Annotated in this window: 24 protein-coding genes and 1 tRNA gene; 11 read left to right on the top strand and 14 right to left on the bottom strand. The window is 43.3% G+C overall.

The features are described 5' to 3' along the window. Positions 1-1476: a 2,3-bisphosphoglycerate-independent phosphoglycerate mutase gene (gene gpmI, locus WC407_RS03755; protein ID WP_373021222.1), complete on the bottom strand. Its 1476-nt coding sequence runs from the start codon at positions 1474-1476 to the stop codon at positions 1-3. Positions 1477-1562: 86 nt separating this feature from the next. Here gpmI and mraY point away from each other — a divergent pair, with 86 nt between their 5' ends. From mraY to WC407_RS03740, 3 genes are all read left to right on the top strand, one after another. After that, the gene (gene mraY, locus WC407_RS03750; RefSeq protein ID WP_373021221.1) at positions 1563-2621 is read left to right on the top strand and encodes a phospho-N-acetylmuramoyl-pentapeptide-transferase; all 1059 of its coding nucleotides are present in this window, start codon (positions 1563-1565) and stop codon (positions 2619-2621) included. Further along, the gene (gene murD / locus WC407_RS03745; RefSeq protein WP_373021220.1) at positions 2621-3829 is read left to right on the top strand and encodes a UDP-N-acetylmuramoyl-L-alanine--D-glutamate ligase; all 1209 of its coding nucleotides are present in this window, start codon (positions 2621-2623) and stop codon (positions 3827-3829) included. The genes mraY and murD overlap by 1 nt, the downstream gene beginning before the upstream one ends. A gap of 55 nt (positions 3830-3884) precedes the next feature. Further along, positions 3885-3960, top strand: a tRNA-Phe gene (locus WC407_RS03740). Between the two features lie 141 nt (positions 3961-4101). On the opposite strand, the gene WC407_RS03735 is transcribed toward WC407_RS03740, so the two are convergent. Further along, on the bottom strand, positions 4102-5478 hold the full coding sequence (locus tag WC407_RS03735) for a diguanylate cyclase (protein ID WP_373021219.1): 1377 nt from the start codon (positions 5476-5478) through the stop codon (positions 4102-4104). 139 nt (positions 5479-5617) lie between these two features. On the opposite strand from WC407_RS03735, the gene WC407_RS03730 reads away from it, so the two are divergent. Next, positions 5618-5884, top strand: a complete 267-nt coding sequence (locus WC407_RS03730) for a hypothetical protein (RefSeq protein ID WP_373021218.1) — start codon at positions 5618-5620, stop codon at positions 5882-5884. On the opposite strand, the gene WC407_RS03725 is transcribed toward WC407_RS03730, so the two are convergent. Next, on the bottom strand, positions 5885-6760 hold the full coding sequence (locus tag WC407_RS03725) for a hypothetical protein (RefSeq protein WP_373021217.1): 876 nt from the start codon (positions 6758-6760) through the stop codon (positions 5885-5887). 165 nt (positions 6761-6925) lie between these two features. On the opposite strand from WC407_RS03725, the gene WC407_RS03720 reads away from it, so the two are divergent. Continuing rightward, positions 6926-7387 carry a glycine zipper 2TM domain-containing protein gene (locus WC407_RS03720; protein WP_373021216.1) on the top strand — a complete coding sequence of 154 codons (462 nt, stop codon included), beginning with the start codon at positions 6926-6928 and terminating at the stop codon, positions 7385-7387. 18 nt (positions 7388-7405) lie between these two features. On the opposite strand, the gene WC407_RS03715 is transcribed toward WC407_RS03720, so the two are convergent. Genes WC407_RS03715 through WC407_RS03705 form a run of 3 tightly spaced genes read right to left on the bottom strand, consistent with a single transcriptional unit; the run spans position 7406 to position 8493 of the window. Beyond that, positions 7406-7573, bottom strand: a complete 168-nt coding sequence (locus tag WC407_RS03715) for a hypothetical protein (RefSeq protein WP_373021215.1) — start codon at positions 7571-7573, stop codon at positions 7406-7408. Between the two features lie 24 nt (positions 7574-7597). Beyond that, complete coding sequence (locus tag WC407_RS03710; RefSeq protein ID WP_373021214.1) at positions 7598-7819, bottom strand: hypothetical protein; 222 nt, start codon at positions 7817-7819, stop codon at positions 7598-7600. A 29-nt stretch (positions 7820-7848) separates the two neighbouring features. After that, positions 7849-8493, bottom strand: coding sequence for a ParA family protein (locus WC407_RS03705; protein ID WP_373021213.1), 645 nt, complete (start codon positions 8491-8493; stop codon positions 7849-7851). 148 nt (positions 8494-8641) lie between these two features. Here WC407_RS03705 and WC407_RS03700 point away from each other — a divergent pair, with 148 nt between their 5' ends. Beyond that, positions 8642-9046, top strand: a complete 405-nt coding sequence (locus WC407_RS03700) for a hypothetical protein (RefSeq protein WP_373021212.1) — start codon at positions 8642-8644, stop codon at positions 9044-9046. Positions 9047-9055: 9 nt separating this feature from the next. After that, positions 9056-9370: a hypothetical protein gene (locus WC407_RS03695; protein ID WP_373021211.1), complete on the top strand. Its 315-nt coding sequence runs from the start codon at positions 9056-9058 to the stop codon at positions 9368-9370. 17 nt (positions 9371-9387) lie between these two features. Here the strand turns inward: WC407_RS03695 and WC407_RS03690 are convergent, their stop codons facing one another. After that, positions 9388-10455: an AI-2E family transporter gene (locus tag WC407_RS03690; RefSeq protein ID WP_373021210.1), complete on the bottom strand. Its 1068-nt coding sequence runs from the start codon at positions 10453-10455 to the stop codon at positions 9388-9390. An 11-nt stretch (positions 10456-10466) separates the two neighbouring features. Then, positions 10467-12230 (bottom strand): ABC transporter ATP-binding protein, encoded by a 1764-nt coding sequence (locus WC407_RS03685; protein WP_373021209.1) that lies wholly within the window; start codon positions 12228-12230, stop codon positions 10467-10469. Between the two features lie 162 nt (positions 12231-12392). On the opposite strand from WC407_RS03685, the gene WC407_RS03680 reads away from it, so the two are divergent. Together WC407_RS03680 and fetB are read left to right on the top strand one after the other, a co-directional pair. Next, positions 12393-12989 carry a peroxiredoxin gene (locus WC407_RS03680; protein WP_373021208.1) on the top strand — a complete coding sequence of 199 codons (597 nt, stop codon included), beginning with the start codon at positions 12393-12395 and terminating at the stop codon, positions 12987-12989. 60 nt (positions 12990-13049) lie between these two features. Then, positions 13050-13793 carry an iron export ABC transporter permease subunit FetB gene (fetB, locus tag WC407_RS03675; protein WP_373021207.1) on the top strand — a complete coding sequence of 248 codons (744 nt, stop codon included), beginning with the start codon at positions 13050-13052 and terminating at the stop codon, positions 13791-13793. On the opposite strand, the gene WC407_RS03670 is transcribed toward fetB, so the two are convergent. Genes WC407_RS03670 through WC407_RS03655 form a run of 4 tightly spaced genes read right to left on the bottom strand, consistent with a single transcriptional unit; the run spans position 13777 to position 18323 of the window. Continuing rightward, on the bottom strand, positions 13777-15015 hold the full coding sequence (locus WC407_RS03670; RefSeq protein ID WP_373021206.1) for an ATP-dependent RecD-like DNA helicase: 1239 nt from the start codon (positions 15013-15015) through the stop codon (positions 13777-13779). The genes fetB and WC407_RS03670 overlap by 17 nt on opposite strands. Further along, positions 15008-16093, bottom strand: a complete 1086-nt coding sequence (locus tag WC407_RS03665; RefSeq protein WP_373021205.1) for a VWA-like domain-containing protein — start codon at positions 16091-16093, stop codon at positions 15008-15010. The genes WC407_RS03670 and WC407_RS03665 overlap by 8 nt, the downstream gene beginning before the upstream one ends. After that, entirely contained in the window at positions 16087-17091 is a 1005-nt protein-coding gene (locus tag WC407_RS03660) for an AAA family ATPase (RefSeq protein WP_373021204.1), read from the bottom strand. The genes WC407_RS03665 and WC407_RS03660 overlap by 7 nt, the downstream gene beginning before the upstream one ends. Beyond that, positions 17079-18323 carry a hypothetical protein gene (locus WC407_RS03655; protein WP_373021203.1) on the bottom strand — a complete coding sequence of 415 codons (1245 nt, stop codon included), beginning with the start codon at positions 18321-18323 and terminating at the stop codon, positions 17079-17081. The genes WC407_RS03660 and WC407_RS03655 overlap by 13 nt, the downstream gene beginning before the upstream one ends. Before the next feature lie 77 nt (positions 18324-18400). Between WC407_RS03655 and WC407_RS03650 the strand changes: the two genes are divergently transcribed. Together WC407_RS03650 and WC407_RS03645 are read left to right on the top strand one after the other, a co-directional pair. Beyond that, on the top strand, positions 18401-18661 hold the full coding sequence (locus tag WC407_RS03650) for a tetratricopeptide repeat protein (RefSeq protein ID WP_373021202.1): 261 nt from the start codon (positions 18401-18403) through the stop codon (positions 18659-18661). A gap of 45 nt (positions 18662-18706) precedes the next feature. Further along, positions 18707-19147 carry a hypothetical protein gene (locus WC407_RS03645; RefSeq protein ID WP_373021201.1) on the top strand — a complete coding sequence of 147 codons (441 nt, stop codon included), beginning with the start codon at positions 18707-18709 and terminating at the stop codon, positions 19145-19147. Between the two features lie 10 nt (positions 19148-19157). Here the strand turns inward: WC407_RS03645 and WC407_RS03640 are convergent, their stop codons facing one another. Both WC407_RS03640 and WC407_RS03635 read right to left on the bottom strand, forming a co-directional pair. Beyond that, positions 19158-19907 (bottom strand): exonuclease domain-containing protein, encoded by a 750-nt coding sequence (locus tag WC407_RS03640; protein ID WP_373021200.1) that lies wholly within the window; start codon positions 19905-19907, stop codon positions 19158-19160. After that, positions 19907-20257 (bottom strand): hypothetical protein, encoded by a 351-nt coding sequence (locus WC407_RS03635; protein WP_373021199.1) that lies wholly within the window; start codon positions 20255-20257, stop codon positions 19907-19909. The genes WC407_RS03640 and WC407_RS03635 overlap by 1 nt, the downstream gene beginning before the upstream one ends. Between the last annotated feature and the right edge of the window lie 12 nt (positions 20258-20269).

Raw genomic sequence — 20269 nt, 5'->3', positions numbered from 1 at the left:
TTATATAAGTGGTGAATCCATCTCTGATGGAATATCTAATCCCATCAGTTTTAATACCGTAGGGGCAATATTATTCAATGCCCCCGGATGAACCGCGCTGACCCCATTCGCCATCACAAAACACCACACTTTACCAACCGTATGATTAGTTAATGTATTGCCCGCATCATCCCGCATCTCTTCACAATTTCCATGATCGGACGTAATAACCAGCGCATAGTCATTATTCCGTGCCGCTGCAACAATACGCCCGAGCTGAACATCTACTGCCTCAACTCCTTGTACCGCCGCATCAAAATTGCCGGTATGCCCTACCATATCGCCGTTAGCAAAGTTGACCACAACAAAATCAATCCCCTCCTCGATAGCTTTTACTACCACATCACCCACTGCGGGAGCGCTCATCTGCGGCTGCATATCATACGTTTTCACTTGAGGACTGGGGATCAGTACCCGTGTTTCATTTTCATACGGCTCTTCGACACCGCCGTTAAAGAAGAAGGTAACGTGAGCGTATTTTTCCGTCTCTGCCGTATGAAGCTGACGAAGCCCTGTATGACTGATCACCTCGGCAAGCGTATTCGTCGGAGCATCTTTCGGAAATAATATCGGATAAGGAAAATTTTTATCGTATTGGGTCATCGTTGCCAAATGGGTCGGAATAAATTTGCGTGGAAATCCGAGGAATTCAGGATCACCGATTGCCGTTGTGAGTTCGCGCATCCGGTCACTTCGAAAATTGAGCATTAAGACTGCATCTCCGTCTTTAACCCCGCTATACCCTTCAAAAGCGCTTGGGGTGATAAATTCATCGGTCTCACCGGAGGCATAGGCATTCTCAATATAATCGGCAACACTCTGTTCACTCTTAGGGATCGCATTTACGATAGCCTCATACCCTTTTTCGACACGATCCCATCGATTGTCTCGATCCATCGCGAAAAAGCGTCCTCCTAGTGAAGCGATTTTGATATTATTCTTCCCATGCGCCAGTACCGTTTGCAAAAAAAGTTTTGCGGATGTCGGTGCGACATCCCGACCGTCGGTAATCAAATGGAGCCATACCTCTTTGCCTGCTTCGGATGCTATTTCTGCAACTCCCATCAAATGATCGATATGCGAATGGACACCGCCGTCACTCATTAGAGCTATTAAATGAATCTGTTTGCTGGTTTTGAGCAATGAGGAAAACACACTATTCTCTTCAAACGTCCCCTCTTCCAATGCAAGAGAGATTTTGACTAAATCCTGATACAACACCCGACCGCTGCCAATCGACATATGTCCCACTTCAGAATTACCCATTTGCCCCTCTGGAAGTCCCACACTCAGACCGAAAGTATCGATCAGAGAATGGGGAACTTCTCGAAAGAGAAAATCGTAAGTCGGTTTATGAGCATGATGGAATGCATTGTATTCTCGTTTAGCGGAATATCCGATCCCGTCGGTAATGACTAAAACGGTTTTTTTGCTCAAGTTGCCTCCTCGATTAATCAAACTTTTGGGGGATTATATTAAAATGTCACTTTCTTTACAATTTACGCTAGCAAAGAGTCTTATAAATGTTATATTGGTTTCATCATTCACTCGGCATCAATCTCTTTCAATACATTACTGTCCGTGCAGGAATTGCCTTTTTTATCGGCTTGCTTCTCACCCTCTTTTTTATGCCCCGTTTTATCGCTTGGGCACAGCGATCAGCCCGTGTTCAACCGATTAACGAATACGTCAGTGCTCATCAAGGTAAAGCTAAAACCCCTACAATGGGGGGAATTGTCTTTATTACCTCTACGATCATCGCATCTTTGTTGACTATTAATATCTTCAATCCGTATGCCATCGGCGGTCTTTTGACTCTCTTTTTTTATGGCTACATCGGATTCACTGATGACTGGGGAAAAATCAAAGGAGATAACAATCTTGCAGGCTTGAGTGCACGATCTAAACTTTTACTTCAACTCATGTTCGGGTTAGCTATCGGATTTTTTCTCATTTATGTTGCAAAACTTGAAACCGGATTCTATCTACCGTTCATTAAATCAAGTCTCTTTGACATGGGATATTTCAGTATCTTTTTCTGGGTTCTAGTCATCATCGCCACTTCCAACGCCGTCAACCTTACCGACGGGCTTGACGGACTCGCAACCGTCCCCTCGATCTTCGCCCTCCTCTCTTTGAGCGTCATTGTCTACGTTGTCGGTAATGCCGCCCTCTCCCATTACCTGCTGATGCCCAAGATTCCCGCGGGAGAAGTGGTCGTCATTGCCGCTGCCCTTATCGGTTCGCTGGTCGGATTCTTATGGTTTAACTGCCATCCGGCGCAAGTGTTCATGGGGGACAGCGGTTCGTTGACGTTGGGAGCCTTTATCGCCTATATGGCGATCATCGGGAAAAGTGAAATCCTCCTCATCCTAGTGGGTCTCATTTTCGTTATTGAAACCGTTTCCGTCATTTTGCAGGTCGGCAGCTACAAACTCCGCAAAAAACGGGTCTTTTTAATGGCACCGATTCATCACCATTTTGAGATGAAACAATGGGCAGAGAACAAAATCATCGTCCGATTTTGGATCATTGCGCTGCTTTCCAATATCCTCGCACTCATCACCCTAAAGATTCGCTAATGAAAAACTCCACTATCGCCTGTTTCGGATACGGCAAAACAACCCGCGCCATCGCTAAAGCGTATGGCCCTTGTACTTTTTTTGACGATAAAATAACCGTCCCTTCCACCGATGAAGAGGGAAATTTTCTCAAACCGATCAGCGAGTTCGATACCCGCGCCTTTACCCACGAAATTCCCTCTCCCGGATTTCCTCCGACCCATCCGCTCATCACCCAAGCGACCCATCTGATCAGCGAATACGATTTTTTTGCCCCAAAAATGCCTTTTTCGATCTGGATCAGCGGAACCAACGGCAAAACAACCACGACACAGATGATCGAACACCTCCTCTCTGACAAAGGGGCTATCAGCGGCGGAAATATCGGAACCCCTCTGGCCGATATGTCACCCGATGCCCCTATCTGGATATTGGAAACAAGCTCGTTTAGCATGCACTACACCAATGTGGCACGTCCTAATATCTATGCCCTCCTCCCGGTCACCCCTGATCATGTCAGCTGGCACGGAAGCATGCAGGCGTATTACGATGCGAAACTCAAACCTCTCTCAATGATGAAAGAGGGGGAAGCGGTACTCCTCCCTAAAATGTTTGCCGATGCACCCACCAACGGATTTAAAATTATTTACGAAGATGAAAAGGATCTCGCAAAATATTTTGGATTTGATGCCAGCAAGATCAAATTTAAAGGGGCATTTTTGATGGATGCGATGATCGCAATGGGGATTGATAAAATCCTCTATGACCGATGCGATTACGATCGTATCAACGCCTTTATCCTCGATCCGCACCGACAAGAGGAGTTCCGTGACGGCGCAGACCGTCTTTGGATCAACGATTCAAAAGCCACCAACATTGATGCCACACTAGCCGCATTGCGCACGTACAGCGATTACAAGGTCCATTTAGTGCTAGGAGGAGATGACAAAGGGGTAGAGCTAGAAGAGCTCTTCACCCCTCTTAAAAAGTACGATGTGACGGTATATGCTATCGGTTCGAATGCACTCCGGCTTCAAACGCTGTGCAAACAATACAATATCCCCTGCATCCTATGCAATACCCTCGATGTAGCGGTAGAGCAGATCAGCAAAAAACACAACCGCCATAGCGTCGCCATGCTCTCTCCAGCCGCCGCAAGCTTGGATCAATTTACCTCGTACGCGCACCGTGGAAATCTCTTTCGGGAGCTTGCAAAAGCGACGAAATAGACATTAAGCTTAGTTTTAAGCTTATGAGGCTATAATTTCGGCCTCACAAATATGTGGCCAATTAGCTCAGTCGGTAGAGCAAATGACTGAAAATCATTGTGTCCTTGGTTCGATTCCGAGATTGGCCACCACCTTCTAAATCCACACACTGCAAACAAGATCAAAACAGTTATTTTTATAAACATAAACTGCTCATTCAGCAATGATAATCACAAAAGTTGTCCTAATTATTTACTCAACCAAAGACTTACCCAAGAACTGGGCTTTTTGAGTTAAGCGTTATAAACCTCTACTCTGTTTCTCCCATTTTTCTTCGCTTCGTACAATGCCCCGTCCGCTTTTTCAAAAAGGGTTTTTTTAGTATCTTCGCTGGAAAGCTGTGCAACTCCAAAGCTCAAGGTTATCTCATTCTCGACATAACCAAAGGGATGTGACTGTATAAGCTTACGTAGATTCTCAGCTAAATTACATGCCCCAATTATTTCGGTAGAAGGAGTTAAAATGACAAACTCCTCACCACCCCATCGGGCAAAAACATCTCCATTTTTAATATTATCGGCGATCATTCTGACCAAATCGATTAAAATGATATCTCCGGCTTGATGGCCATAGGTGTCATTGACCAGTTTAAAATGGTCAACATCAAAGATTATCAGACTGAGCGGCAGATTGTTTTGCTTCGCATTGGCGATCTCTATGCTAAAAATACCTTCAAAATTTTCCCGATTGTTGATTCCGGTCAGATTATCTTTATACGCTTTTTCCTCCAATGTATTTGTCATTGAGTAGAGCTCATCCACCTTGTGTTTCATCGCCTTATTGATGTTTCGCAACTGTTGTTTAGTCTCTTCCAACTCTGTAATATCGTGTCGGATCGCTATGTACTCGACGACATCTCCATCCACATCCAATATCGGGATGACTGTAGTATCGACAATATACTGACTCCCGTCTTTTTTCATATTGGTAACCACACCATTCCAGCTTTTTTTTGCTTTGATGGTGTCCCATAAATCCTTAAACGCTTCTCTGGGCATATCCGGGTGTCTAATGATGTTGTGCGGTTTTCCGATAAGTTCATCCCGTGTGTATCCGGATATCTCACAAAACTTATCATTGACATAGGTTATAACCCCTTTGGGGTTTGTTTTTGAGACAATATTGCTCAGATCAACCGCTTTTTTATATTCGGTTAAAAGATTCGAGTTTTCACTTTTATAGTTCTGGTTACTGCTGATAATACTTTCAAAATTGGAGGCCAAGTCATTTCCCATTTGCAAAGTGAGAAAATCGATTTCACTTTGCAGAGCATAGGAGAGGTTCCCATTTTCAAAAATGACCTGTTCTATGGCATTTTTGAGTTTTATAATTAACGTAAAAAGATCCGCGATTGTCACATTATAATTGTTCAATAGCTGTAAAAAATCTATTTTTACCTGGCACTCCGAAACGGTTGCACGCCACTCAATAACGCTTATAAAACAATCACAAAACTGGTAAAAAAGATGGGTGTTTTTTTCAATAATAGGTAAAGAGTGTCTGTGAAGTACATTTTGTACCTCATTTTTATTCATCCATATTTTTATAACTTCATTTCTATGGACACGTAAAAAATAGGAAAACTCTTCACTATTTATAATTTTGATCATATACATTCACCTTTTTACTCTTCTTGTTTATATTATAACAACAATAATCTTTTTGTATGTCAAAAACCTCTATCAGTACGGAGTATTTTAAATAAACCTATTTAGGTATGATTGCAATACTATCATCTATTGGAAACTTATGAAATTTATTGCCGTTTTATTGCTCTTGATACTGATACCCCCAAATCTATTCTCTGAAAACAGAGAAAAAAAATGGATACCGATAGAGCCGATCAAGATAAATGATACGGTTAAAATAGAGCGTAATACATCCAAAATTCAGCCCATCAACAAATGGATTGAGAATGTCAAAGTTATTCAGCAATTGCTGGATAACAAGGGTAAAGAGGAGGACCCGGAAAATAAAAAAAACTGGTACTCTCTTGATAGTATGGAGAGTAATTAATTAAATGTGCAGATTCATATTATCGTACAAAACCATATCATCAAATCGGTGAGACCGAGTAATATTCGGTTTTACTTTTACAGGAATGGTATAGCTTGAGAAATCGGTAATATCGGCAAACTTCGCTTTAAATCCTACCGTAACACTGTAGGTGTTTTGTGAAATATTATTCGCATACTCGGTAGCAAAGTAACCGTAATTTATGGAATAGCCACTCGAAACATTATTCTGGCTATTGCTGTAAGAGTATCCCAGTTTAATATTATCGTCGGGATAATAGTTCAAACGGCTGCCGTAACTTTGCTCTTTTGTGGAAAGAGTTTGATAAAGCTGATTGCCGTTTAGAGAAACATCTATTGTCCCAATAGGTATCTCAGCCCGTTTTGCAATCTGGTAGTAGGTATTTTTAATCGTTTGATTGGCGATCTCACTTTGCGGATTTGTTTTGTTAGCGATCAGCTCAGTCACACTACTCCCTAATTCCAAGTCTATATCATTGTTAATCAGATAACCCGCCCCAAGTGCACCCGAATGCTGACTCACCCTCTCTAGTGTGGAATCGTAATTGTACAGATTTTGATTAAGGTAATTGATCCCGAATTTTACATATGATGAATCATTCAAAGGGTTTACTTTTATAATTGCAGCCGTTTTAACGGCGTCAGTAGATTGTTCGATTTTTAGTTTAACATTTTGAGAATTATAAAAAAGCCCCTTACCGTTATCGCTTGCTTGAAGCTGATTTGATTTGCTCTTTAGACTATATATAGAGATCAAATTGGTAGCATTTGTACTATTCGCATCCTCTAGAGTTGTAGCATTAAGGGAAATGCCTTCTAAAAAAAACAGAAGAATAATGACTAATATTCCACCCATTTTCCAATGCCTTTTGTATTAAATATTTTCGAACTATATATTTTAACAGCTTTGTAATAAATGAAATCCTACAACAAACCGGCATATCCAAAATCATTAGCTTCACAATCGGTTCACATAACTGTTCTATACTCATGCATACTATTTACATTGGAGAAACCTATTATGAAAAAAATTTTATTAGCTCTAGCACTTACGGCATCCTCAGCTCTCATGGCACAAGATGTTATGGGAGGATTAGTGGGAGGAGCTATCGGGGGAGTTATCGGAAATCAGTTTGGAGGTGGAAGCGGCAAAACTGCTGCTACCATAGGCGGTGCGGTACTTGGCACTATGATCGGAAGTAGCGATCAAAGAGGGTATACGGGCAATAATTATCGTCCATACAATACCTATTCGGGATATAACGGCTATACAACACGTGAGGTGTATCGGGAAGATCCCCAAGTTGTTTACACCCAATCTCGCGTGATCTATACTCAACCGCGTGTTGTTTATGTCAATCCCGCTCCCGTCTATTATGGATGGAACCATCGTGATCATGAGTGGCATGACCGTGATCGTGGAGGATATGAAGATCGCGACAACGGTTGGAGACGTGAGGGACGTGACTATGACCGACGCTAAAACAAATGGTGTATCACGTCAAAATATCAAATGCCGGAAATAGAGAAATCCGGCGAATATAATCGCTCCCAAAAATATCAATCGCCAAACGAATCCAACTACTTTTGAAAAAGAATATATCAAAATAATCAAGACGAGTCCTGCTCCGATCATTCCATACCATGTAAATAAATGTTCTATCATCATTTCACTCCTGTTTTTAAATTACTGTTACAGCAACCCATCTTTTTGCATTCTCTCTTGCAATGCAATCAAAATGTAAGCACTTACGGTTCCGCCGTGAAATTCACGGATTTTATCTTCCCACCCCACAGGGATGGTAATCAGTTTTTTCTTCTTCTCTTTGTCGTTTTTTATACTGTTTTCCCGCTCGCTCATAGCAGCGGAACTTTTAACTTTTTCGATGTTTTTTAAAAAGCTATTTTTCGCCATACCATATCCTTTATATATATTTTAGATATTTATCTTATATTTAAAATGGATTTTACTTCATCAAAAAGTTCATCCATTTCCTGATCGGCTTTACTAAATATCCGATACTCTTTGATACTTTTCCCCTCACCGACCGAATGGGCAATATCGACCCTTTGGCGTAACACAGAGGTAAGCAGTTCAAAGAAATCCGACATGCAGATAAACTCGACCAAATCACCAAATCGCTTCATTGCGGGATTGATATTATTAAACAAGACATGTGTTTTGATCATTTCACCCTGTATATCCGAAAGACTTTTGAGAATCTCTTCATACTTTTGCAACCCCATCAAATCAAACGGTTTATCGCTAACCGGCGTAATAAGCAAATCTGAGGCGATGATCGCTACACGATTGTAGGCACTGTCAAATCCTCCTGAGTCGATAATCGTTAAAATATCATCCGAATCGTTTTGAGCATATTCTGCCAACTCTTCAGCCGTATTGAAATGAAGCATTTTAATGGGAATCAGTCCTTGCTCTTGCCTCAAGGCATTGGTTACGGTAAGAGAGCGCTGTGTATCAAGGTCAATAATCCTTGTATCAATAATTTTCGAAAAATAAACCGCAAGATTCCACGCTACGGTTGATTTTCCTACGCCCCCTTTTTGGTGCGATAAAGTAAGTATCATAGATATACCTTATATATTTATAGAATATTGAAAGTATATATTTTAAACACTTAAAATAGACAAAACAAAGAATTACCTAAATAAAATATTGATTCACCATATTATCTAAAAGAAGAGTATAATTGGAATTATCGCGAAAGGAATGATTATGATCGAGCAACAGCTACTTACCTTATTTGTCGGTATCATCGCGATATGTATGATATTTATTACCGCTGTAATCGTTTATATCGGAATCAATTCGATCAAAACGATGAATAAAGTAAACGAGTTTATCGCTCATCTACAACATGAGCTTAGTTTCATCTCAGGCAAAGCAGTGGTAACGCTTCAAGACGTGAGTGAACTGTTGGGTCAGCTCAAAGGGGAAACTCGTTCTATCAGTGAAAAATCTTTAATGTCCCTGCACGAGTTGCATGGATTAATTGCATTTCTTCACGATGAAACGAAATCGCTCGCCTTGAAAGCCTCTAACGGCATTGCCAAAGTGACACTCGGAACACTCGCCATCGGCGCACTTTCCCAGTTTTTCAAGAAAAAACCCAACGAATAAGGACTAACAATGAATCAGCAAAACAATCTTCTCAGTTTCGTACTCGGTGCTGCCATCGGCGGTGCAGCTGCGTATTATGCGTATAAACACAAAGATGAGATTTTGGAAAAAATCAATGACATGGAAGACAACCTTCACTTTGACCAGCACGAATGGATTGAAAAAGCCAAAGATCAGCTCGATCATCTGACACACACATTCCAATCAGCTGTTCAACGCTATTCCCATTCTTCGAATGAAGAGACCAAAGAAGATGAAATCGCACGCCTTACTGAAGAGCTCAATGCTCTGCGCCAAGAGATGCAGGCACTCAAAGCACTCTAACGTTATTGCCCTCTCTTTTAAGGGAGGATAATTCGATTGGTTTTTCGCATTGTTCTGAGCGTTGTCACCGTGAAAGCGACGATAGCCGGTCCTAAAATCACTCCCCAAAACCCGAATGTTGCCAATCCTCCCACTATCGCAAAAAAGATCACGAACTCATTGATACGGCGTTTTCCGTGGCTGAGTGTTCGGTTTACGAAATTTAGAATTACCAGCTTAACAATGTTGTCGATAAAAAATGCCATCATTGCATACGAATAGAGCGATATAATGAGAACATTCATAATATTCCCTTGAAAATATTCATGTATAACGACAGGAATCCATACAAAGGCCGTACCCACAACCGGAATAATTGCCGCAATTCCAGTGAGAAATCCAAGCAATAGAGCATTATATCCCTCAAAAAAAGCGATGAAAATCCCAAATGCCAACCCTTGAGCGATCATAACCCCCACAAGCGTATAAAACACCACAGCTATCATGGTTGTCATCTCATCCAAAAATTCCCGCTTGATTGAGCGTTTTAGAGGAATAATCGGAAGAAGAAAAAGGGTAATACTGCGACCATACCACATCAAAAAGAAAAAGAAAATAACAATCATCGCCATCTCGCCGAGCATCGCCATAAACGTTTTTAAACCGTTCCCAAGCCAGCTTGCCAAAAATGCGATGATCTCATCTTTGTGTTGTTTAGACAGAGCAATCACATTGTCAAGAGGGTCTTTTAACCAAGAAAAATAGGTGGGTAGGTGACTGCTCAGCGAATCGACTTGATTGGTGAAGGTATGGATCAACTCCATCGTATTAGCCGGATGATCAAGGACTTGAAATAAGAATAAAGCAATGGGGACAAATATAATGAGGGCAAGTCCCAATGTTACAACTGCGGCAGAGGTTACCGAAGCAAAATTTCTCAATTGCTCGTATGTATCTATTTTGAGCTTAACAATTTGATACACAGGAGAAACCGCCATTGCTAAGAGCAATGCAACACAAAAGCCTTTTAAAAAAGGGGAAAACAACCATAAAATCAAAATGAATGCCCCAACTCCAATCCAACGTAAAAAATTATTTTGTCGCATTTGCGTATTCCTTATCCGTGTTGAGAGGTTATAAAACGCTTATAACTGCCATCTTGAGCTTCTAAAACTTCCCGTGTTCCCTCTTCAAGAATCACTCCGTTTTCAAGTACATAGATGTAGTCGGCACGCGTGACCGTGCTAAGACGATGAGCAATGATAATCACTGTCTTCTCGACTAAAAATGTCTCCAAAGCTTCAAACAGTGCATTTTCTGTGTGAACATCCAGTGCCGAAGTCGATTCATCGAATATGACCACTTTCGGATCGGCTAACACCATCCGCGCGATTGAGAGCCGCTGACGCTGTCCACCCGACAACCGGATACCGAATTTCCCTACCTGCGTCTCCAATCCCATGGGCAATGAAGATACGAACTCGGAAAGCTGTGCAATCTTTAATGCTTCAAAAATCGCCTCATCGCTGATCTTATCCCCCATCGTGAGATTAAATCGGAGTGTTTCGTTAAACATCAACGGCTGTTGCAAGACGACAAATACTTCATCGCGTACACGCGAAAATCCGATTTCGTTTACACTCACACCGTTATAAAGGATATCTCCTGATGTCGGCGGATAAAAACCGACCAACAGTTGTGATAGAGTACTTTTCCCGCTGCCGCTCGCACCGATGATTGCAACCGTACTTCCGGCTCTGATATCAAGATCGATTCCTTTTAATATGGGTTCCTTTTCATCGTATCCGAAGATGAGATCATGGGTCTTTATTGACAATGCTTTGGTCTTAGACAAAGCTTTCGTACTATTTAAAATCGGCTCAGTAGGAAGTTCTAAGAGCTCATTTAACCGAGCAAGAGCATTTTTAGCATTGGCAAAGCTGTATTGGAGTGATAAAAGATCCTGTACCGGAGTCATCATAAACCATAAATAGCCGAAAATTCCGAACATCAATCCGATAGAGAGGTCGGAGTATAAAACCATCACAAGCCCTAACGCGCGGAAAATCTCAAATCCACTCAAAAATAGGGTGTACGAATACCGCTCCCCCATCAGTGCTTTAATCCCGTATTCGCTCGCACTATGGCGTAAATGTTTCGATTGATCTATTGCATTATCAATAAATCGCTCCTCTTTGTTACTGGCACGAATTTGACCGAAGAGATCACACAGCTGCGTGAGGGTATCGGAAAGTTCTCCTATGGTGCGGTTTTGCTCTTTCTTCAGCGATCCGACCCGACCGGATATTTTACGGGTTACAATCATGATGACGGGTTGAAAAATAAGAATAAGAATTCCAAAAAGAGGATTAATCCAGATTAGTACTGCCGCTACTCCGATAAGGGTTGCAACGGAAACAATCAGTTTGGAAAGGGCACTTCCTAAAAATTGCTCGATCGTATCAATATCGGTGACCAGATGAGTAATCACTTTGCCGCTTCCCAGACGCTCATATGCACTCATCGAAACATGTTTAAGGTGTTCCAATGCGTGAACACGAATCGTGAAACTGAGTTCCTGAGAAAGGGTAATAAAAAACCGTTGAGAGACAACACTTAGAAGAAAAAATACAAACCGCAAGCTTATTGTCACGGCCAACACAATACCGATATAGAGGAGAGGTTCGTGTGCAGGAGTAAGCCAGTCTATTACTTGGGTAATTTTTCCCCCTTTTTTTAACAGTACCTCATCCACCATTAACGGAATCAGCAGAGGGATCGGAATCGAAATGAGAGTCGCGAGTACGGCAATAATATTTCCCCATAACAAAGAGCGTTTATAGCGAAGCATCATGGAGAAGAGATGTTTAAAGGTTATCATCTCACGATTATATCGAAAGCAAGCAATCTGTATGCAAGATCTATTCTAAATAATAAAAATTATCCTTTATATTTATAGGTTAACTTTGAGCCTCTCAGTTCAATTAATCTTTGTGTGTTACAATTTCTGCATATTACTCAATAAACCACGTAAGGAAATCACATGCTCGTAACCAAAAAAGCTCCTGACTTTACCGCTACTACCGTTCTAGGGAACAACCAAATCGTTGATAATTTCAACCTCTACGAAAACCTTGGTGAAAAAGGTGCTGTATTGTTCTTCTATCCATTGGACTTTACCTTCGTATGCCCTTCTGAATTGATCGCGTTTGATCACCGTTTAGAGTCATTCACAGAACGCGGAATCAACGTTATCGGTGTATCCGTTGACTCACAATTCAGCCACTTTGCATGGAAAAACACTCCGGTAAAAGAGGGGGGCATCGGTCAAGTTCGTTACCCATTGGTCGCTGACCTTAACAAACAAATTTCACGTGATTACGATGTATTGCTCGGTGATTCGGTAGCACTTCGCGGGTCATTCTTGATCGACAAAGACGGAACAGTACGTCACGCGGTAATCAACGACCTTCCACTTGGACGTAACATCGATGAAATGCTCCGTATGATCGATGCGATGTTGTTCACCAACGAGCATGGTGAAGTTTGTCCGGCTGGCTGGGCAAAAGGTGACGCAGGTATGAAAGCAAGCACTGAGGGTGTTGCTGAGTATCTTGCTGCTCACGCTGAAGAATTATAATCCTTCTTTCCCCTTCTTGGGGAAGCCTCTTCTTAATCAAAAATACTCTATTCTTTCTCCATGCAATACTCTTTTTTAGCCTCCTATCTCCTCATTATCTTTGCTCTGTGGTATTCGCGCCGTGAACAACTCGGCATGGAAAACATGATCCTCACCAATTCGATACTCGCAATGGTTCAGCTCGGACTCCTCGGATACGCCCTCGTCTATCTTTTTCAGATGAAGCACCCTGCCCTGCTCTTTTTTGTACTGCTGGGAATGATAACATTCGGTGCCTATACCGCCAAAAAACGCTCTCCGCTGGGAGAGCACAGCTTTAAAATTGCTTTTTTCACCCTCGGTGCGTCGTCGGGAATTGTTTTTTTATCGATGATGGCATTCGGAGTGATCCACATGGTTCCCCATGAGATGATCCCTATTGGAGGAATGATTATCGGCAATGCCCTCAACGTTTATACCCAAAGTACCGAACGATTCCGAGCAGAAGTCAAAAATACGATTGAGACAATCGAGGGGATGATAGCACTGGGAGCACCGCTCAAAGAAGCCCTATCGTTTGCCTCAAAAGCCTCCGTCAAAGCCTCGATGATTCCGACGCTCAATATGCTCCAGACGGTCGGAATTATCCATATCCCCGGAATCACAACGGGGATGCTCCTCGCCGGTGCCGATCCGCTCCAAGCGATCTCGTATCAGCTCGCCGTGATGTATATGATGGTGGCAGTAGCCCTTCTCGCAGCAGTGTTTAGCACGATGTTTTCGTATCGGGTGATAATCGGAGCAGCGTTTACAGCCCCTCGCTGAATCGTTTCGCTTTAGGATGAACGAAACAGAGTTTTTCCCATCCTCGATTCGGACGAATCAGCGTAACTCGATGCGCCGATACGGAACGGGAAAGTGCCACATAAAACTGCGACGGGGCGAAAATTTCGTTGGTCTCGATGACATAATCGGCCAAGCTCATCCCCTGCGATTTATGGATTGTAATAGCAAAAGCTAACGTGATTGGAAACTGACTGAGCGTGATAAGCTTCTCTTCACTCGCAGTACTCCCCTTTTCTACCCACCGTGTTTTAGTGGTATCAACCCGCTCTACTTTAACACTCACCCCATCCTCTTTTTTGACCCAAACCACATCCTCTTCGATGGAGATGATTCGTCCCCGCTCCCCGTTGTAGTAGTTCCACGCGTTGCGGGTAAAGAGGATCGGAGCACCTACTTTTAATGCTAGTGTAGGCTCGATACGGCTTTCACTCATAAATCGCTCTACCTCACGCTCCTGCATCTTTTTATCATGGATCGTGACATAGGTAGAAATGCCGAGAACCTCACCGTTAAGATGTTCCAACTGAGCGCGATTATGATTTTGAGCACTGATATTTTTCCCGTACAACAGTGTAATCGTAGATTTATCTTCATTAAGCGGTTTTACCAATGCGTCCAACGCTTCATGAGCCTCTTCATCGAGACGGGCATGACGTACTTTTTGGAGCAAGCTCAAAAACTCCGCTTCATGGGTTCGGTATGACCCTTCCAAATGCAAGGTTTCAAATCCAAGTCGCTCCCACGACGGAGATTCAAACGCGAAATAGATCGGTTCATTTCCCCGCACGACAGGGGGAAGCTGTAAAAAATCCCCCACTACGATCACTCGCCCAGTAAACTCTGATTGCAACAATCTCAGGCGAATCATATCGAGCAGCGGTGCCCCCACCATAGAAATCTCATCGATGACAATGAGCTGCATCGAGCGGATCAGTTTGATGATCTTTTTGGAGGGGTCGAGTTTACCGTTTCGCTCCAACTCTTCTTGGGACGAAGCAATCCCCAAATCAAAAAAACTGTGTAGTGTCTGTCCCCCGATCAGAGTTGCCGCCATCCCCGTCGAAGCGAGACGAGCAACCGATTTACCCTTTTGTACCGCATCCTCTATGAGCGCACGGGTGAGGGTCGTTTTTCCCGATCCCGCACCGCCGGTGATAAAGAGATTCGAATGTTCCAAAATCTTTAATGCGTTTTTAACCATTCTCATCCTTTAGTGGTATTACCCGCCCAAACGGTACTTCACCCTTCAACGGTGCAATCCATAACGTCTCGTAGTGAGGCTCATACAGCGGAAATTTGCCGTCCAAATCGGTGAAATAGAGCAACATTTTCGGTGGGGTCAATTGATTTTCTAAAACATCAAAAACAGGATTAAAATCGGTTCCCCCGCCGCCGATGAGGATATACGCGATCGATTCTCCGTTGGTAAAGCTCTGATGCGAGCGCACTCGATCATCGCATACGATCACATTAATCGTATAGGAGCCGAAAATCTCGGTGATCGACTCCACCTCGGCAATAAACTGCGCCAAAAGAGCCTCATCCACCGATCCCGAACTGTCGATCGCAATGACGAGTTCCAAATGACGCGATGTGGCACTGGGGAGATAGATACCGCTGTAAAGAAGCTTTTTGGAAGGGGGCATCATCGTGTAATCGCTGATGTAATATCCGCCAATGCAATCGCGCAATTCGCTGCGCCAGTCGATTTGGCCGCGACCGACCATAGGGATAAGCCTCTCCAGCCCTTCGGGGAGACTATCCATGCTTTGTGCTTTTTCAAGTGCGCTTTGGGCTATTTGCTCATTTTGTGCGTCTTGGAGTTTCTGATCCAGGCTCTCATCACTGCGGCGTGAATCGCTGTCTTTATCGTTCAACTCTTCACGGGTGATCGTATCTTTTAGAAACTCATAAATCTCTTCGGCATATTGCCCCCGAAAGCGGGGATCGTAGGTTATTTTACTGGGAGGGGTGAAATCGTTATCAATCAGCATATTATTGATAGCATGTTCACATGCGGTATACCACAACCACGGAGAGCGATTTCCGATACGGGAGGGGTGGGAAAGTACCGTGTGAAGCGCAGCATTGGAGAGGGAAAATGCTACCTGATCATCGCTAAGGGTATTAAAAAAGTCTTCTCGATACTCAAAACGGTTCCCCTGCAGGGTAAAGCTCTCAATGTTATCATTTACCACGATTTCAAGAGCACTGCAGAGTGTTCCGAAATAGGGATGTTCCACCAAAAGCTTGGATTTAACCCGCGAAAAATCTAACATAACAAATAGGCGTAGGCGTTGACCCATTCGCCATAACCACTCAAATGGTCCATACGGATCCCCTGACGCTGTAGATCTTGGACGATCATTACAGCAAACTCGCTTTGCAGATTTAGTGTATAGCGCAGTAAATGATCGATTTTCACCTCATCCGGATCGCTCAAAATCCGCCCGACCAGAGTCGATGAGAGGGCATACAACGCTGAAATATCACTCGGGTATTCTGCACTTTCTCCGTGTAAAATGGCATCAATATCGGGCAAAAGGTTCATCACTTTGCAAAATCCCAAAAAATCCACTGCGTTAGCTTTCCCTACTGCACCCGCAATGGTATCGAGTAATAACAGTTGTGGAATCGTACTTTGGAAAATATTATGAACCGCTTCCCAGCTTCGCGGTGTTGCAAAACTCCGCTCATTAGCGGTCGGATCAAACGTAAAAAGTGCCTCATTCTTAAATCCGATGTACGCGACAATCCGCGTATCCACTCCCCGTTTTATCGCCCATTCGCGCCAATCTTGGACATTCACCTCCATCTCGACATGGACAAAACGATTCGCCAGTGGGGAGGGGAGACGATACACTACCCCCCGATCCCCCTCACGATTTCCGGCTGCGACAATCGCCCACCCCTCAGGAAGAGTGTATTCACCGACACGACGATCCAAGATCAATTGATATGCCGAGGCTTGTACAGCGGGGGCAGCAGAATTGAGTTCATCGAGAAACAGTATCCCACGTCCCTCTCTCGGCAAAAACGACGGCGGAGCCCACAGCGCACTGTGCGATTCACGCTCGTAAAAAGGGATCCCTTTAAGATCGGTCGGGTCCATCAGGGATAAGCGCAAGTCGATACACTCTACGCCAGCATCACGGGCGATTTGTTTAACGATAGAGGATTTTCCGATCCCCGGAGGGCCCCATAAAAAGGTGGGAATTTTTGCACTGATCATTGCGCTCATCGTCGCAACGGTTTGGGAAGTTCTCACGATTGCCATCCTATGTTGTGGGTTTGAATATGATTTCCGAACGTCGGATTGGTTTTGACACTCCGTTCATAGCGACGATCGAGTGAAAGCTGATAGAGTATATCGATCGAAGTAGCAGGATTTGCCGCGAGTGCACCCAAAACAGCAGGTTCATCGCTTCGGTACAGTTTTTCGAGGATTTCGTCAGTCAATGAAGGATTTGCTGCAAGTTGCGTATTGTACTCTCCTAAATCATAGAGATATTGACACCGTTGCGGGCTCAAAACAGCGTTAGAAGCCAACGCACGATAGACCTCTTTATTTTCCATACCCATCAACTTCTCCTGCATTGCCTCGGTAAGGGTGGGGTTGGACGCAAGTTCGACAGGGTAGGCTCCAAAGAGCCGATCAAACCACTCTTCATTCAACCCTATATGTGCGGCAAGAATATGACCCTGCTTTGTTTCCAAAAGCGATGCTCCCGCATAGGAGAGACTCTCATTTTGGGCCAAAAGAGGGTGCAATTGTTCCTCTTTTAAAAGCTCTGATTCAAGGGAAAGGGGGACACGATGAACCAAAAGTTCGGAACGCTGCGCCATTAATAACCGTAAAATAGCCTCAGGGGTATCCGGATGCAGAGCAATCGCATCCAAAACTCCGTTTAGAGAACTGTTCAGAGGATGTTTAATCTCACGAGACAATGGAGAGAGCTCCGCAATCGCCCGGATTAGTTCACTGTTTCCATACCGCTCGATCAAATGCGCCAAACCGCTCATAGCGTACTGAACGTTATGATTCCGTGCCAAATCTTCATAAAAGCGTCCGATGATAGCGGCAGTAACATCACGGTTACTGTCATTATCAAAGAACCCCTCCCCTTTCCAATCGTAGAGTTTGAGCAGCTTGAAAAAGAGTTCATCGGTAATGTAGGGATTTCGGATAAAGTCGACGAGGCGTTCCTGATCACGTGAAAGTTTGAGACTCATCAAGAGACGATTGGGTTCGATGGAGCTGCACAGCCACTTCTCGATAGGGTCCATAGAGACAATCGGTGCGGCATCCATCGTATACAAACGCTCAGCCTCTTGCGATTCAAGCGGATTCATCATCCGACCCTCAATAATGAGTGCGACCCTCTCTTCATACACTTTACACAGTTCTATACCGTGAAGTTTCAAAAGTGTTTCAAACTCTTCCGTATTTAATGAGCGGGTTTTACCCAACAGCAGCACCGATTTTCCATTAAGATCACCATAATTCATACGCACATTATAATCCATCAGGCTAAAAAAACACAGCGGAGGTATAATGTCATCAATTGTTTAAAAGGATTTTAACCATGGACGAACTGTATGCTGGAATAGCTGCCTATGATGCGCAAGACTTCACAAAAGCCTATGAGCTGCTCTATCCTCTAGCCGCCTATAAACGTAATGCTGAAGCACAATTTCATCTGGGAATGATCTATTTTTATGGAGAAGGGGTAGAAAAAGATATCCCTCAAGCAATGGAATGGTGGAAAAAAGCGATGCGATCAGGCCATACCGATGCAGCCTATCGTCTCAGTGAAATTGCCACCTCGACGAAAACAACATTTTAACCTAATAGCAAAACGTACACGAAAGAATAATAAAAGGTATTATGCATGATTAATTATCTGGACACTCAACGCAAAGTATTGCAAGATAAACTTCTTGAAGAAATCGGAGACTTTGACTATCGATGTACTCGCTATAAAGTCAACTATTCAATCGCCCTCGCCTGTACAAAGGGACCGATTGATTTAACCCCCTTGTGCATCTATATTCGTAAAAGCGATCGGCATATCCCCTTGGGAGAAAATATTCATGCCGTCGTTTTTGATTGCACCGATACGGAAAAAGGGATTAAAGCAGCCAATAAGCTGTTAACCTATTTTCAGCATACCTATTTTTCACAATCTGCATTTTCCAGTGTCGTTACGGCCAGCGATTGCGGAAACCCGACACAAACCGTTTCTGAACTGTTTGATTTACTCGATTACGCACTGCGCCACAATATGGATAATCATGTGATCGATAAATCACAAATCATGAAACGAATATGATCTCTAAAAATTATTCCGCCATTTTCAAAACGGTCGAAATGGAATAGCGCATATCCTCATCGAGATTTTCCATATTGCCAAGCATCCAGGTTAGATAACCTTTATCCGTTTCGGCAATCTCCGTAAGGGTCTTTCCTTTATACTTTCCAAATTTCAAAGGCCGAGTATAAAAAACAGGGGTTTGGGTCAACTCAACCATTTTATCGATTGGATTTACCCCCTCAAACCGCTCCTGCAATCGTTTGCGCAATTCAGTCAAAAAAAGTTTTAAAACCAAAACATCTCCGATTGCATCGTGCGCTTTCACTTCGATGCCCAATGCATCGGCTTCGGCTTTCTCTATTTTATAGAGCCCCAAACGATAACGAAAATATTGTAACCGATGCGCCTCTTCATCTTCAAACAAATGCCGAGCACAACGGAGCGTATCAATCAAACGCATCTGAGAGGTAAAATTTTCTTTAGTGAGCATCCCCAAATCAAAAGGGGCATTATGGATAATTAAGACATTATCCGACGTATTAAGATCACAGAGTGCTTGAAATGCTGCTGTTTGTGTACACTCCGGCTTACCCTCGATCATATCGGGAGTAATTCCGTGTACCTCCATCGCACCATAACCGATGGGAACTTCAGAAGAACACATATCGTTATAAACATCAACTTTTTTTCCGTCCAAAACGATAAATCCAAGCTGTATGATCCGATCATTATCCCCAGCACCGGTCGTTTCAGTATCGAGTAAAACGTATTTAGCCATTAATACTGATCATCTTCATCTTCGAGATCAAATTCATCGTAATCGTCCTCGTCTTCTTCCTCTTCGTCATCATACGGAAGATCCTCTTCATCCCCTTCTCCCTCACGCATCGCGGTGAGTTCAGTATAAAGCTGTTCAGCCTCTTCTTCATCAATATCACCGCTGTTAAGTTCTCCAAGGAGCTCTTTATACTCGTCGCGAAGCGCTTGCATATCTTCAAGCTGTGCACGTTCCTGCACAGTGGCATCTTTTGCCGAAGCAATCCCTTCGAAAATATCATCAATATGCTCTTCGACATCAGGAATCAACTCGTTTTGAATCAAATGTTTTAGTTGTGCGATATAGGCCATTTTAAATCCTTT

It is taken from the genome of Sulfuricurvum sp. (assembly GCF_041651515.1).
Lineage (GTDB): Bacteria > Campylobacterota > Campylobacteria > Campylobacterales > Sulfurimonadaceae > Sulfuricurvum.
Note: the sequence above shows the minus strand (reverse complement) of the source record. Positions and strands in the feature narration are given on the sequence as shown.

Bases quoted from the DNA above. Each gene is read 5' to 3' on its own strand.
- mraY (WP_373021221.1), top strand. From the start codon at position 1,563: ATGTTATATTGGTTTCATCATTCACTCGGCATCAATCTCTTTCAATAC.
- murD (WP_373021220.1), top strand. From the start codon at position 2,621: ATGAAAAACTCCACTATCGCCTGTTTCGGATACGGCAAAACAACCCGC.
- WC407_RS03735 (WP_373021219.1), bottom strand. From the start codon at position 5,478: ATGATCAAAATTATAAATAGTGAAGAGTTTTCCTATTTTTTACGTGTC.
- WC407_RS03730 (WP_373021218.1), top strand. From the start codon at position 5,618: ATGAAATTTATTGCCGTTTTATTGCTCTTGATACTGATACCCCCAAAT.
- WC407_RS03725 (WP_373021217.1), bottom strand. From the start codon at position 6,760: ATGGGTGGAATATTAGTCATTATTCTTCTGTTTTTTTTAGAAGGCATT.
- WC407_RS03720 (WP_373021216.1), top strand. From the start codon at position 6,926: ATGAAAAAAATTTTATTAGCTCTAGCACTTACGGCATCCTCAGCTCTC.
- WC407_RS03715 (WP_373021215.1), bottom strand. From the start codon at position 7,573: ATGATGATAGAACATTTATTTACATGGTATGGAATGATCGGAGCAGGA.
- WC407_RS03710 (WP_373021214.1), bottom strand. From the start codon at position 7,819: ATGGCGAAAAATAGCTTTTTAAAAAACATCGAAAAAGTTAAAAGTTCC.
- WC407_RS03705 (WP_373021213.1), bottom strand. From the start codon at position 8,493: ATGATACTTACTTTATCGCACCAAAAAGGGGGCGTAGGAAAATCAACC.
- WC407_RS03700 (WP_373021212.1), top strand. From the start codon at position 8,642: ATGATCGAGCAACAGCTACTTACCTTATTTGTCGGTATCATCGCGATA.
- WC407_RS03695 (WP_373021211.1), top strand. From the start codon at position 9,056: ATGAATCAGCAAAACAATCTTCTCAGTTTCGTACTCGGTGCTGCCATC.
- WC407_RS03690 (WP_373021210.1), bottom strand. From the start codon at position 10,455: ATGCGACAAAATAATTTTTTACGTTGGATTGGAGTTGGGGCATTCATT.
- WC407_RS03685 (WP_373021209.1), bottom strand. From the start codon at position 12,230: ATGATAACCTTTAAACATCTCTTCTCCATGATGCTTCGCTATAAACGC.
- WC407_RS03680 (WP_373021208.1), top strand. From the start codon at position 12,393: ATGCTCGTAACCAAAAAAGCTCCTGACTTTACCGCTACTACCGTTCTA.
- fetB (WP_373021207.1), top strand. From the start codon at position 13,050: ATGCAATACTCTTTTTTAGCCTCCTATCTCCTCATTATCTTTGCTCTG.
- WC407_RS03670 (WP_373021206.1), bottom strand. From the start codon at position 15,015: ATGGTTAAAAACGCATTAAAGATTTTGGAACATTCGAATCTCTTTATC.
- WC407_RS03665 (WP_373021205.1), bottom strand. From the start codon at position 16,093: ATGTTAGATTTTTCGCGGGTTAAATCCAAGCTTTTGGTGGAACATCCC.
- WC407_RS03660 (WP_373021204.1), bottom strand. From the start codon at position 17,091: ATGGCAATCGTGAGAACTTCCCAAACCGTTGCGACGATGAGCGCAATG.
- WC407_RS03655 (WP_373021203.1), bottom strand. From the start codon at position 18,323: ATGAATTATGGTGATCTTAATGGAAAATCGGTGCTGCTGTTGGGTAAA.
- WC407_RS03650 (WP_373021202.1), top strand. From the start codon at position 18,401: ATGGACGAACTGTATGCTGGAATAGCTGCCTATGATGCGCAAGACTTC.
- WC407_RS03645 (WP_373021201.1), top strand. From the start codon at position 18,707: ATGATTAATTATCTGGACACTCAACGCAAAGTATTGCAAGATAAACTT.
- WC407_RS03640 (WP_373021200.1), bottom strand. From the start codon at position 19,907: ATGGCTAAATACGTTTTACTCGATACTGAAACGACCGGTGCTGGGGAT.
- WC407_RS03635 (WP_373021199.1), bottom strand. From the start codon at position 20,257: ATGGCCTATATCGCACAACTAAAACATTTGATTCAAAACGAGTTGATT.